The organism is Anaerotruncus sp., from assembly GCF_057433415.1.
In genome coordinates, this window is the sequence record NZ_DBMDHH010000009.1 from 1 (window position 1) to 13,295 (window position 13,295).

At 63.8% G+C, this 13,295-nt stretch carries 11 protein-coding genes; 9 read left to right on the top strand and 2 right to left on the bottom strand.

Features of this window, described 5'->3' with window-relative positions:
• Positions 1-480 precede the first annotated feature (480 nt).
• The 4 genes from serC (at position 481) to ACZO3G_RS04045 (ending at position 4,421) form a co-directional block, all read left to right on the top strand.
• Positions 481-1,566, top strand: a complete 1,086-nt coding sequence (serC, locus tag ACZO3G_RS04030) for a 3-phosphoserine/phosphohydroxythreonine transaminase (RefSeq protein WP_276874196.1) — start codon at positions 481-483, stop codon at positions 1,564-1,566.
• Entirely contained in the window at positions 1,566-2,732 is a 1,167-nt protein-coding gene (locus tag ACZO3G_RS04035) for a phosphoglycerate dehydrogenase (RefSeq protein ID WP_121587075.1), read from the top strand. Before serC ends, ACZO3G_RS04035 begins: the two co-directional genes overlap by 1 nt.
• A gap of 277 nt (positions 2,733-3,009) precedes the next feature.
• Complete coding sequence (locus ACZO3G_RS04040; RefSeq protein ID WP_172439109.1) at positions 3,010-3,483, top strand: NfeD family protein; 474 nt, start codon at positions 3,010-3,012, stop codon at positions 3,481-3,483.
• A 14-nt stretch (positions 3,484-3,497) separates the two neighbouring features.
• On the top strand, positions 3,498-4,421 hold the full coding sequence (locus ACZO3G_RS04045) for an SPFH domain-containing protein (protein WP_101548188.1): 924 nt from the start codon (positions 3,498-3,500) through the stop codon (positions 4,419-4,421).
• A 67-nt stretch (positions 4,422-4,488) separates the two neighbouring features.
• Here ACZO3G_RS04045 and ACZO3G_RS04050 read toward each other — a convergent pair whose 3' ends face one another.
• Complete coding sequence (locus ACZO3G_RS04050) at positions 4,489-5,091, bottom strand: DUF1638 domain-containing protein (RefSeq protein WP_101548191.1); 603 nt, start codon at positions 5,089-5,091, stop codon at positions 4,489-4,491.
• Positions 5,092-5,234: 143 nt separating this feature from the next.
• On the opposite strand from ACZO3G_RS04050, the gene hflX reads away from it, so the two are divergent.
• Positions 5,235-6,485 carry a GTPase HflX gene (gene hflX, locus ACZO3G_RS04055; RefSeq protein ID WP_172439110.1) on the top strand — a complete coding sequence of 417 codons (1,251 nt, stop codon included), beginning with the start codon at positions 5,235-5,237 and terminating at the stop codon, positions 6,483-6,485.
• A 736-nt stretch (positions 6,486-7,221) separates the two neighbouring features.
• Here the strand turns inward: hflX and ACZO3G_RS04060 are convergent.
• Positions 7,222-7,725: a flavin reductase family protein gene (locus ACZO3G_RS04060; RefSeq protein ID WP_101548195.1), complete on the bottom strand. Its 504-nt coding sequence runs from the start codon at positions 7,723-7,725 to the stop codon at positions 7,222-7,224.
• A 205-nt stretch (positions 7,726-7,930) separates the two neighbouring features.
• Between ACZO3G_RS04060 and ACZO3G_RS04065 the strand changes: the two genes are divergently transcribed.
• The 4 genes from ACZO3G_RS04065 to argJ all read left to right on the top strand — a co-directional run bounded on the left by ACZO3G_RS04065 (position 7,931) and on the right by argJ (position 13,050).
• Positions 7,931-9,151 carry an argininosuccinate synthase gene (locus ACZO3G_RS04065; protein WP_101548197.1) on the top strand — a complete coding sequence of 407 codons (1,221 nt, stop codon included), beginning with the start codon at positions 7,931-7,933 and terminating at the stop codon, positions 9,149-9,151.
• 90 nt (positions 9,152-9,241) lie between these two features.
• Entirely contained in the window at positions 9,242-10,624 is a 1,383-nt protein-coding gene (gene argH, locus ACZO3G_RS04070) for an argininosuccinate lyase (RefSeq protein WP_276872932.1), read from the top strand.
• Positions 10,625-10,768: 144 nt separating this feature from the next.
• Entirely contained in the window at positions 10,769-11,809 is a 1,041-nt protein-coding gene (gene argC, locus ACZO3G_RS04075) for an N-acetyl-gamma-glutamyl-phosphate reductase (RefSeq protein WP_276872934.1), read from the top strand.
• A 20-nt stretch (positions 11,810-11,829) separates the two neighbouring features.
• Positions 11,830-13,050 (top strand): bifunctional glutamate N-acetyltransferase/amino-acid acetyltransferase ArgJ, encoded by a 1,221-nt coding sequence (argJ, locus tag ACZO3G_RS04080; RefSeq protein WP_276872936.1) that lies wholly within the window; start codon positions 11,830-11,832, stop codon positions 13,048-13,050.
• The last annotated feature ends 245 nt before the right edge of the window (positions 13,051-13,295 follow it).

The window sequence follows — 13,295 nt, forward strand, 5'->3', positions numbered from 1 at the left end:
TCCCGGGGGTTTCTCAAGGGGACTGGCGGAAGTCCCCTTGAGCGCCCTTCTTCCGCCGACTTCTTGGGCGCGCAAGAAGTCGGCCCGCCCGCCGGGGCGGGTCCCGGCAATCTCCGCTGCCGAAGGCGGCACATCTGGAGCGCCCCGGAGGGGCGCGTAAAAAGGCACTCTGCCCGCAGGGCGGAAAATTGAAAACCGCCGTGCGATGAGCGGCAAATCCAAAACATGGCCCCGGGGCGGGACCCGGCAATCCCCGCCGCCGAAGGCGGCACAACCAGAGCACCCCGCCCGCAGGGCGGCAGATCCATTGGGAAGAACCACCGAAATCTGCATGTCCGGAAGGCTCATCCTGCAAAAAAACGGCGAATTTGCCTCCCAAAGGGAGAATAAGATTGACTGGGGCGGCGGTTTGAAATATAATGGTATCAATATTTTCATTACGCTGCCCAAGTAAATTGGGTGGAAGGGGAGGTTTTACAATTGGCAAGGGCATACAATTTTTCGGCGGGCCCGTCGATGCTGCCCGAGAGCGTGCTGGCGAAAGCGGCCTCGGAGATGCTCGACTACCAGGGCACCGGCGAATCGGTCATGGAGATGAGCCACCGCTCGAAGGAGTACCAGGCGATCATCGACGGCTGCGAGGCGCTGCTGCGCGAGGTCATGGGGATCCCGGACAACTATAAGGTGCTCTTTTTGCAGGGCGGCGCGTCCAGCCAGTTCGCGATGGTCCCGATGAACCTGATGACGGGTTCCGGCAAGGCCGACTTCGTGATCACCGGCCAATGGGCCACCAAGGCGTACAAGGAGGCGTCCCGGTACGGAGACTGCAAGGCGGTCGCCTCCTCCAAGGACAAGACGTTCTCCTACATCCCCAAGCTCGATCCGGCCGAGTTCCGGCCCGACGCGGATTATTTCCACATCTGCCTCAACAACACGATCTACGGCACCGTCTGGCATGAGCTGCCCGACACCGGCAGCGTCCCGCTCGTTGCGGACGTCTCCTCCTGCATCCTCTCCGAGCCGATCGACGTGAGCCGCTTCGGCCTGCTCTACGCGGGCGCGCAGAAAAACATGGGCCCCGCGGGGCTGACCGTCGTCATCGTGCGGGAGGACCTCGTCGGGAAGGCGATGGAGAGCACGCCGACCATGTTCAACTACCAGACCCATGTGGACAACGGCTCGATGTTCAACACCCCGCCGACCTATGCGATCTACATCTGCAAGCTCGTGCTCGAGTGGCTCAAAAACGAGATCGGCGGCCTTGCCGGGATGAAGAAGATCAACGAGAAGAAGGCGGGCCTCCTCTACGATTTCCTCGACCGGTCGAAGCTCTTCAAGGGCACCGTCGCCAAAGAGGACCGCTCCCTCATGAACATTCCCTTTGTCACCGGCAGCGACGAGCTCGACGCGAAGTTCGTGTCCGAGGCGAAGGCCGCCGGGTTCCTCAACCTCAAGGGCCACCGTTCGGTGGGCGGCATGCGCGCCTCGATCTACAACGCAATGCCGGTCGAAGGCGTGGAAAAACTGGTTGCGCTGATGGCGAAGTTTGAGGAGGCGAACGGCTGATGTACAACATTAAAACGCTCAATAAGATCAGCCCCAACGGGCTGGACGTCTTTGACCGCAACAAATACCGCATCGGCGACGACGTGGAGGACCCCAACGGCATCCTCGTGCGCTCGGCCGCGATGCATGAGATGGAGCTGCCCGAATCCCTGCTCGCGGTCGCGCGGGCAGGCGCGGGAGTCAACAACATCCCCATCGACCGGTGCAGCGAACAGGGCATCGTCGTCTTCAACACCCCGGGCGCGAACGCGAACGCGGTCAAGGAGCTGGTCGTCTGCGCGCTGCTCATGTCCGCGCGCAAGATCTACCCCTCGATGGTGTGGACGCAGTCCCTCAAGGGCCAGGGCGACGAGGTCGGCAAGCTCGTCGAAAAGGGCAAGAGCCAGTTCGTCGGCCCCGAGCTCGCCGGCAAGAGCCTCGGCGTGATCGGCCTGGGCGCGATCGGCACCCGCATCGCCAACTTCGCCCGCCACCTCGACATGGAGGTGTGGGGCTACGACCCCTACCTGTCGGTCGAAAACGCGTGGAACGTCTCCCGCAGCATTAAGCACGCCAACAGCCTCAAGGAGATCTATGAGAACTGCGACTTCATCACCCTGCACATCCCCTCCACGCCCGAGACCAAGGGGATGATCAACTCCGAGTCGATCCAGATGATGAAGCACGGCGTCAGGCTCTTAAACTTCGCGCGCGGTGATCTGGTGGTCAATGAGGACCTGCTCGCGGGACTGGAGGAGAAGCAGGTCCGCTGCTACTTCACCGACTTCCCCAGCGAGGACCTGCTCGGCCATCCGGGCGTGCTGGTGATCCCCCACCTCGGCGCGTCCACGCCCGAGAGCGAGGACAACTGCGCGCGCATGGCCGCCGAAGAGCTCGTCGACTACCTCGAGAACGGCAACATCCGCAACTCGGTCAACCTGCCGTCCGTCTCGATGCCGCGCAGCGGGGACAGCCGCATCACCCTCATCCACCGGAACATCCCCGCGATGCTCACCCAGTTCGCCCCCGTCCTCTCGGACAGCGGACTCAACATCGAAAACCTCACCAACAAATCCAAGAAGGACTACGCCTACACGATGGTCGACGTCAAGGGCTGCATCAGCGATGAGATCATCGCCAAGCTCCGCGACATCGAAGGCGTCATCCGCGTCAACATCTACCGGTAACCGCGATTTCAAAACGCCCCCTGCGCCGCAGGGGGCGTTTCTTTTCCCCGGTGCGCAAAAACAAAAGGCGAGGATGAGGGAGATTGAGAGAGAATGGAGGCGTGCGGATAAGATCGGGGGATCAGCCAGGGCGGACGGATGCCGGGGGATGCGGGGGGAACGGAAAAGAGATTCTTTAGCGGTTGTGGAATCCGTGCGGAATGTGGTACAATATGTTCAAGCGGAATCCGGATTACAAAAGCCGCTCAGATAAAAGATGAAAGTGAGGGTTGCCGGCATGAATATGCTTTCCTGGTGGCAGCAGTACGCGCCGATCGTCTGGCTGCTGCTGGCCATTGCGTTCGCGGTGTCCGAGGGCCTGACCGTCCAGCTCGTATCGATCTGGTTCGCGGTGGGCGCGGCGGTTACCGCGGCGGAAGCGGCGCTGCTCGACGTGTCGTGGGTGGTCCAGCTTTGGACGTTCGTGATCGTCTCTGCCGTCCTGCTGATCGGCACCCGGCCGATCGCCAAAAACCTGCTCCATGTCAAAAAGGAGAGCACCAACGCCGACCGGTTCATCGGGCAGGTGGGGGTCGTCACCGATCCGATCGACAACGACCTCTCCGCGGGACGCGCGCGGGTCGGCGGGCTCGATTGGTCGGCGCGCTCCAGCGACGGGGCCGACATCCCCGCCGGAGAAAAGATCAGGGTGCTCGCCATCGACGGCGTCAAGCTGATCGTCGAGCCTTACAGCAAACAAACCGAATCATAAGGAGGACACGCAACATGTTGGGAATCATTCTGGGCATCCTGGTATTGATCGTCCTGATCGTCGTGATCACAAACATCAAGATTGTCCCGCAGGCGTCGGTCTACGTCGTCGAGCGCCTGGGCGCCTACTACGCGACCTGGGAGACCGGCCTGCACTTCAAGATGCCGTTCTTCGACCGGATCGCCAAGCGCGTCTCCCTCAAGGAGCAGGTCGCGGACTTCGCGCCCCAGCCGGTCATCACCCGCGACAACGTCACCATGCAGATCGACACGGTCGTCTTTTACCAGGTGACCGACGCCAAGCTCTACACCTACGGCGTCGAGCGCCCGCTCTCCGCCATCGAGAACCTGACCGCTACCACCCTGCGTAACATCATCGGCGAGATGGAGCTCGACAGCACCCTCTCCTCGCGCGACGTCATCAACACCAAGATCACCGCGATCCTCGACGAGGCGACGGACAAATGGGGCATCAAGGTCAATCGCGTCGAGCTCAAGAACATCCTGCCGCCGCGCGAGATCCAGGACGCGATGGAGAAGCAGATGAAGGCGGAGCGCGAGCGCCGCGAATCGATTCTGCGCGCCGAGGGCGAAAAGCGCAGCCAGATCCTCGTGGCCGAGGGTGAAAAGGAGTCCGCCATCCTGCGCGCCGAGGCGGAAAAACAGTCCGCCATCCTGCGCGCCGAAGGCGTCAAGGAGCAGAAGATCCGCGAGGCGCAGGGCGAGGCGGAGGCCATCGCGCTGGTGCAGAAGGCGAACGCCGACGCGCTGCGCGTCCTGACCGAGGCCAACGCGAGCGACAAGGTCGTCCAGCTCAAGAGTCTCGAGGCGTTCGCCAAGGCCGCCGACGGCAAGGCCACCAAGATCATCATCCCCAGCGAAATCCAGTCGCTGGCCGGCATGGCCTCCTCCCTCAAGGAGCTCGTCTCCGACAGGTGAGAAATTCCCGTGAAGGCAACAAAAGGGACGGGCGCGAGCCCGTCCCTTTGCGGCTGATGTATAAAAATCACTCGGCGCGGAAAAGCTCCTGCGTGTAGGTGGGGACCACCCGGCCGCCCGCCGGGACTGTGACGAAATCGTCCCCCTCCCAGCCGCCCGCGAGCAGCCGCGCGAGCAGCGCGGGGTCGATCTCCTCCGCGAAGTAATCCCAGCCGTTTTTCCGGGCCGCGGCGCGCGCCTCGATGCTCTCGTCGGGAAGCCCGAGGGTGGTGTCCGCGAGATAGCAGAGAGCGGAGCAGTCGGCGCGCGGGGTGAAGAAGAGCTCCTCCGCGCAGAGCGGGGCCCGCCAGCAGAGCTCGCCGCCGTGCAGGCCGAAGAGGCCGCGGTAGCGGGGCGCGCCGCCGAGCAGCAGGGAAACGCAGTTATGTACGCGCGGCAGAACGAGCGGGACGGTTCCCGCCGCGAGGCCCTCCCCGTCCAGCAGCTCCGCGCCGTCCGCGAGCAGCAGCGCGTCAAAGCCCTCCGCGCGTGCGATCCGCTCACGCAGGAATGCGGGCCGGTCGGCGCGGGCCGCGGGCAGATAGACCGGCTCCAGCCGATGGGGAGAGGCGGAGAGCATGCGTTCGATGACGGGGCGCAGGGGGATGCTGGCGATCAGGTTGAGCTTCATCGGTTGTTCACATCCAATTCATGATTTCTAGTTTGAGTTTAGCCCATAAACGCCCCGGGTTCAATGCAAAGAATCTGGAAAAAAGATTGCCGCCCCCGCAGGGGCGCGGAAAGCCCCGGACAAAGGGGGAAGGGAGCAGGCGGATGATCGAAAACAATGTGGAAAAAAAGCAGCGCGCGGTGCTCGTCGCGGTGGACACGGGGGAGTATGACGCGCGGGTGTCCCTCGACGAGCTTGAGGAGCTTGCCGTAACCGCCGGCGCGGAGACCGCCGCCAAGGTGCTCCAGAAGCGGAGTGGCTTCGACCCGGCCACGGTGATCGGTAGCGGGCGGCTTTCGGAGATCGCGGAATTCTGCAGGGGGGACGGCGCGGACCTCGTCGTCTTCGACTGCGAGCTCTCCCCGGCGCAGATGCGCAACATCGAGGACGCGTGCGGCGTGCCGGTCATCGACCGCACCACCCTCATCCTCGACATCTTCGCCCAGCGGGCCGTCACCGCCGAGGGAAAATTGCAGGTCGAGCTGGCGCAGCTGCGCTACCGGCTGCCCCGGCTCACGGGGCTGGGGGGCGCGCTCTCCCGGCTGGGCGGCGGCATCGGCACGCGCGGCCCGGGCGAAAGCCAGCTCGAAACCGACCGCCGGCACATCCGGCGGCGGATCGCCGCGCTGCAGGACCAGCTCGCCGAGCTGGAAAAGCGGCGGGGACTCCTGCGCGCCCGCCGCAAAAAGGAGGGGATCACGACCGTTGCGATCGTCGGCTACACCAACGTCGGCAAATCGACCCTCCTGAACGCCCTGACCAACGCGGGAGTGCTCGTCGAGGACAAGCTCTTCGCAACCCTCGACCCGACCTCGCGCGCGCTCTCCCTGCCGGACGGACGGGAGGTCCTGCTGATTGACACGGTCGGGCTGGTGCGGCGGCTGCCCCACCAGCTTGTCGAGGCGTTCAAATCCACCCTCGAGGAGGCGGCGAACGCCGACCTGCTCTGGTGCGTGTGCGACGCCTCCTCCGACGAGACGGACGAGCAGGTGGCCGTCACCCGCCGTCTGATGGAGGAGCTCGGCGTGGGCGACAAGCCGATGCTCGTGCTGCTCAACAAATGCGACCTCATCTCCGAGGCGCCGCTCCTCTTTGGGGAGCGCACCGTCCTGCTCTCGGCGAAAACCGGCTTTGGCTTCGACGACCTGCTCCAGAAGACCGCCGCCGCCCTTGCGCCCACCCATCGGCGGCTGCGCCTGCTCATCCCCTACGACCGCTCGGGACTGGTCAATGAGATCATGGCGGGCGGCAAGGTCTTTTCGCAGGAGTACACGCCCGAAGGAACCAGTCTCGACGCGCTCGTCGACGTGAGGATTCTGCACAAGGTGGCGGAGTTTGCCCTGCACGGGGAGTGATTATTTGCCGCCCGGGGAGCGGCGGAGTTCCTCCTGGGGTTTTCCGCCCGAGGGGCGGAGGGTTTTTTCGCGTCTCGTGGAGGCGCTCTGAATGAGCCGCCTTTGGCGGCGGAGTTGCCGGGTCCCGCCCCGGGGTGGGCTTAGATTATCCGCTCAGTGAGCGGCAGAGTTGCCGGGTCCCGCCCCGGCGGGCGGCCCCATTTCTTGTACGGACAAGAAATGGGGGAAAGAAGCCGCAGGGGGCTATGCCCCCTTGACCCCCGCGCCGCCTCCGGTTGGCCTTCGGCCAAAGTCGGCGGCGCCCGGTTCACGGATGAGCGGACGGGTGTACAGCACCCCGCCCGCCGCCGCGCCACGGGCGCAATGCCTCTGCCCGAGAGTCTCCGGAACCGTACCGGGAGTGCTTCCGGGGAGGCACGGCCGCCTTTGCGTGGCGCGCAGCGCCCACGGGGAGGCGGAAAACTGCGCGGCTTCGCCGCGCACGCGCGCAAGGCGCGCGAACGCCCGGAACGGGCGTTGTTTTCCGCCGGGCGGTTTCGCCGAGCCTTCCGGGAGCCGTTGTTGGGAGAACGGAATCTGCCATATCAAAAGCGGCCGTCCAGTCGGACGGCCGCTTTTTTATGAGGGTTGACGGGAAGACGGCGAGTGCACCGCCGCTTTGCCGCACGGGCGGAGCTGGCGGCGGCGCACCACGCCCGGCCTGCATCAAAAGTTTCGGGGGTCCAGGGGGAACTCTTCAAAGTTCCCCCTGGTAGGCTCCGAGGATTTCGGAGACGTACATGATATGGTAATCCTTTTCGGGATACCAGCGGGTATCGGGCTCGTGATCGAGGAAACAGGCGGGGTCCATCGGCTGGCGGTAGAGCTTGCGGCAGGTGAGCGCGAGCTCCGACTGCGCGAGCACCGGCGCGCCGTCGAGTGCGACGGCCTCGAAGCCGCAGACGGCGAGCTTCTCCTCCGCACGGCCCGAGTGGGACCCGCAGTAGTTCATCTGCTGGCGGTACTGCTCGGGCAAAAAGCAGACGGAAAACCGTTCGCTCCGGTCGAGCAGCTCGCGGGTGAACCGCTGGGGCCTCAAAAAGACCCAGGTGACCGGGCGGTTCCACATAATGCCCACGCCGCCCCAGCTCGCGACCATGGTGTTGACCTTTTCGCCCGACTGGGTGGTAATCATCGCCCATTTGTGGTGGATCGCTTCAAACGGGTTGACGGCCAGCTCGTAGGGGGATATTTTCTGCATATTCTATCATTCCTTCCGTATGTATTCTTCCATGTAATCCCTATTATAGCACGCCCTTTCCGCGAAAAGAACCTCTTTTTGTGCAACTTTACCCAATTAAATTTTTATGATGCTGAATATTTATACGTAAAAATGCTTGCATTTGCATAAATATAATGTATAATAGGGGTATCGAATGAATGATTAACCAACGGAGGAATGAAATATGGAACAGAAATTCAATAAAGTCGTTTTGGCGTATTCCGGCGGTCTGGACACCTCGGTCATCATCCCCTGGCTCAAGGAGCATTACGGCTGTGAGGTGATTGCGGTCGCGGCCAACGTCGGGCAGGGCATGGGCGAGCTCGAGGGGCTTGAGGAGAAGGCGATCAAGACGGGCGCCTCCAAATGCTACATCGAGGACCTCACCGAGGAATTCGTCAACGATTTTATCGTCCCGACCGTCAAGGCGGGCGCGGTCTACGAGGGCAAATACCTGCTGGGCACCTCCTTTGCGCGGCCGGTCATCGCGAAACGGCTGGTTGAGATCGCCAAGAAGGAGGGCGCCGACGCAATCGTCCACGGCTGCACCGGCAAGGGCAACGACCAGGTGCGGTTCGAGCTGACGATCAAGGCGTTCGCCCCCAACATGCCGATCATCGCCCCGTGGCGGTTCTGGGAGCTCAACTCGCGGGAAAAGGAGATCGCCTACGCGGAGGAGCACAATGTCCCGCTCAAGATCAACCGGGAGACCAACTACTCCAAGGACAAGAACCTCTGGCACCTGTCGCACGAGGGTCTCGACCTCGAGGACCCCGCGAACGAGCCGGACTACGATAAGATCCTCGAGATGGGCGTTTCGCCCGAGAAGGCCCCCGACAAGCCCACCTATGTGACGCTGAGCTTTGAAAAGGGCGTGCCCGTCGCGGTCGACGGCCAGAAGATGAAGCCGGTCGACATCATCTATAAGCTCAATGAGCTGGGCGGCAAAAACGGCATCGGCATCATCGACATGGTCGAAAACCGGCTGGTCGGCATGAAGAGCCGGGGCGTCTACGAGACCCCGGGCGGCACCATCCTCTATGCGGCCCACCAGTCGCTCGAGGAGATCACCCTCGACAAGGAGACCCAGCACTACAAGATGCAGATGGGCATCAAGTACAGCGAGCTCGTCTACAACGGCCAGTGGTACACCCCGCTGATGGAGGCGCTCAACGCCTTTGTCGACAAGACGCAGGAGACAGTGACCGGCGACGTGAAGCTCAAGCTCTACAAGGGCAACATCATGAACGCCGGCATGACCTCCCCGCACTCCCTCTATTCGGAGGAGATCGCCACCTTCGGCGAGGACCACGTCTACGACCAGGCGGATTCCGCAGGCTTCATCAACCTCTTCGGCCTGCCGATCAAGGTCAAGGCGCTGCTCGACGAAAAGAAGATCAAATAAAGAAACTGCACAGAGTTTTTAGCCGTAACGCGGGGACGTCTGCCTTCCGCGTTACAGGCATTTCACAACGCGTAAAGGAGAAGCCGGTATATGAAGATGTGGGCGGGACGGTTTTCCAAAGAGGTCGACGACCGGGTAAACGACTTCAATTCCTCCATCCGGTTCGACTGCCGGATGTATGAGCAGGATATCAAGGGCTCGCTGGCGCACGCCGCGATGCTCGCGGCGCAGGGGATCATCCCGCAGGAGGACGCGGACGCGATCGCGCAGGGGCTCGAGGGCATCCTCGCGGATCTAAAAAGCGGCGCGCTCGTCTTCGACCCCGGCGCGGAGGACATCCACATGTTTGTCGAGGCGGAGCTCACGAAGCGGATCGGCGGCGCGGGCAAGCGCCTGCACACCGCGCGCAGCCGCAACGACCAGGTCGCGCTCGACCTGCGGCTGACGTTGCGGGAGGAGGCAAAGGAGATCAAAGCCCTGCTGCTCGCGCTCATTTTGGAGCTGCGCGATCGGGCGGCGGAGCACCTCGACACGGTCATGCCCGGCTACACCCATTTGCAGCGGGCGCAGCCGGTGACCCTCGCCCACCACCTGGCGGCCTACGCCAACATGTTCCTGCGCGACGTGGGGCGGGTGTCCGACGCGGCGGCGCGGATGGAATATTGCCCGCTCGGTTCGGGCGCGCTCGCCGGGACGACCTACCCGATCGACCGGCAGCGGACGGCGGCGGCGCTCGGCTTTACGGCCCCGACGGCCAACTCGCTCGACGGGGTGTCCGACCGGGACTTCTGCATCGAGCTGGCGAACGCAATCGCGGTCATCATGATGCACCTGTCGCGCTTTTCGGAGGAGATCGTGGCGTGGTGCTCGTGGGAATTCAAGTTCATCGAGCTTGACGACGCCTTCGCGACCGGGTCGTCGATCATGCCGCAGAAGAAAAACCCCGACGTGGCCGAGCTGGTGCGCGGCAAGACGGGACGGGTCTACGGCGATCTGATGACGCTGCTCACGATGATGAAGGGGCTTCCGCTCGCCTATAACAAGGATATGCAGGAGGACAAGGAGGCCGTCTTCGACGCGGTGGACACGGTGAAGCTCTGTCTCAAGACCTTCACGCCGATGCTCCACACGATGACGGTGTTAAAGGAAAACATGCGCGCGGCGGCGGCGAAGGGGTTCATCAACGCGACCGACTGCGCCGACTACCTGACCAAGAAGGGGGTCCCCTTCCGCGACGCGTACAAGATCACCGGCGGGCTGGTGGCGGAGTGCATCCGCCGGGGGCTGACGCTGGAGACCCTGCCGCTGGAGGACTACCGGGCGGCGAGCGGGGTCTTCGCGGAGGACGTGTACGGCGCGATCAACCTGGAAACCTGCGTGAAGGGCCGGCTCAGCGAGGGCGGGCCGTCGCCCGACGCGGTGAAAAAACAGCTTGCGCTGATCGCAAAGTTTTTGGAAGAGAACCAAAACTAAAGTTTTGGTCAAGCTTTTTCAAAAGCTTGCGGGTTGTCAGGGCGGGGCCCTGACACGCGGCGCGCACGCCGCAAGACGCTTTGCCCCCGGACCCCACGGCCTTTGAAAAGGCCGGCGAAATGTTTGATGATTTGAGGTGTTCCCATGGAGAAGATCAAAGCGGGCGTCATCGGCGCCACCGGCTACGCGGGACTTGAGATCGTGCGGCTGCTCCTCTCCCACCCTTTTGTCGAGGTCGCGGCCGTCTCCTCCGTCTCCTTTGAGGGGCGGGCGATCAGCGAAATCTATCCGCAGCTCACCGGCATCTTCGGCGAGACCCTCGCCAATGACGCCGCCGTCGTCGACCGCTGCGACGTCGTCTTTGGCTCGCTGCCCGCCGGGCTCTCCGAGCCCATCGCGCGCCGGTGCTTCGACGCGGGCAAGCTCTACATCGATATGGGCGCGGATTTCCGCCTCAAAAACGAGGCGGATTACAAGCAGTGGTACGGCAAGGACTACGCCGATCCCGCGCTGCATGAGGCCGCCGTCTACTGCATCCCCGAGCTGCACCGGGCGAGGCTCGCGGGCGCGAAGCTCATCGGCAACCCCGGATGCTATCCCACCTCCATCGCCCTCGGCCTCGCTCCCGCCGTGAAGGCCGGCGCCATCGACCCCGCCACCCTCGTCATCGACTCCAAGTCGGGCGCGACCGGCGCGGGCCGCGGCCTCGCCCTCAACACCCACTACACCGAGTGCAACGAGGCGTTCGCGCCCTACAAGGTCGCCTCCCACCGCCACACCCCCGAGATCGAGCAGACCCTTTCCGAGCTCGCCGGGCGGGAGGTGAGGGTCACCTTCGTGCCGCATTTGCTGGCCGTCAACCGGGGCATCGTCTCGACGATGTACGCGAATTTCATGCCCGGCTTCGACCTCGCGGCCGTGCGGGTGCTCTATGAGGGATTCTACCGAGGCGAGGAATTTGTCAAGGTGCTGCCCGACGGGGCGGTTGCAAACCTCAAGAACGTCAAATACTCCAACTACTGTCACATCTCCCTGCACGCAGACGCCCATACCGGCCGCCTGATCGTCGTCTCGACGATCGACAACATGGTCAAGGGCGCGGCGGGGCAGGCGATCCAAAATATGAACATCGCGCTCGGGCTCGAGGAGGATGCGGGGCTCCGCATTATCCCGCCCGCGTTTTGAGCATGAAGGAGTGAACCAGCATGTCCTATACATTCGTCGAGGGCGGCGTCTGCGCCGCCAAAGGCTTTTCGGCGGGCGCCGTCCACGCCGGCATCCGCAAAAACCGCACCAAAAACGACCTCGCGCTCATCGTGAGCAAGAAATCCTGCGCCGCCGCCGCAATCTATACGCAGAATAAGGTCAAGGGCGCGCCCATCCTCGTGACGCAGGCGCATTTGAAGGACGGCCGCGCGAGGGCGTTTCTCTGCAACTCCGGCAACGCCAACACCTGCAACGCCGACGGCGTCGACATCGCGAACGCCATGTGCGGCAGCGCGGCCGCCGCACTGAAAATCTCCCCCGCCGACGTGATCGTCGCGTCGACCGGGGTCATCGGCCAGCCGCTGCCGCTTTCCCCGATCACCGCCGCCATGCCCGCGCTGGCCGCTTCCCTTTCGGAGACGGGGAGCGCGGACGCCGCCGAGGCGATCATGACCACCGACACCAGGCGCAAGGAGGTCGCGGTGCGGTTCCCGCTCGGCGGCAAAACCTGCACGATCGGCGGCATCGCCAAGGGCTCGGGGATGATCCATCCCAATATGGCCACCATGCTCTGCTTTGTCACGACCGACGCGGCCATCGCCCCGGCCCTGCTCCAAAAGGCGCTCAAATGCGTCGCCGACGAGACCTTCAACATGGTTTCGGTTGACGGGGACACCTCCACCAACGACATGCTCTCCATCCTCGCAAACGGCGAGGCGGGCAACGCGGAGATCGTCTCGATGGACGCCGACTATTACCACTTCGCGCAGGGGCTCATGATGGTCTGCCGCCAGATTGCAAAGGAGCTGGCCGCCGACGGCGAGGGCGCGTCCAAGCTGCTCGAGTGCACCGTCACCGGAGCGCCCGACAAGGAGACCGCCAAAAAGGTCGCCAAATCGGTCGTCTGCTCGAGCCTCTTCAAGGCCGCGATGTTCGGCGAGGACGCCAACTGGGGCCGTATCCTCTGCGCGATCGGTTACACCGACGCGGAGTTCGAGATCGACCGGGTGGCGGTGACGCTCGCCTCCGACGCGGGGAGCATCCACGTCTGCGAAAACGGCGCGGGCGTTCCCTTCAGCGAGGAGGAAGCCAAGAAGGTCCTCGGAGAAAAGGAGATCCGCATCGAGGTCGACATGGGGCAGGGCGGGGAATCCGCCACCGCATGGGGCTGCGATTTGACCTATGACTATGTGAAGATCAACGGCGATTACCGCACCTGACCGGCGGCTAACGGCGCGGGGCGGTGCCCCTTCGGCCGCGCGCTTCGGTTGCGTACACATGTACGCGGCCCTCGCGCGCTTCCTTGCCGCCTTGCCCCGCATCCGTTTGCCGCGGTCAGGCGGCGCGGTGGGGGATTCTTCGGCGCGGGGCGGTGCCCCTTCGGCCGCGCGCTTCGGTTGCGTACACACGTACGCGGCCCTCGCGCGCTTCCTTGCCGCCTTGCCCCACATCCGTTTTCCGCGGT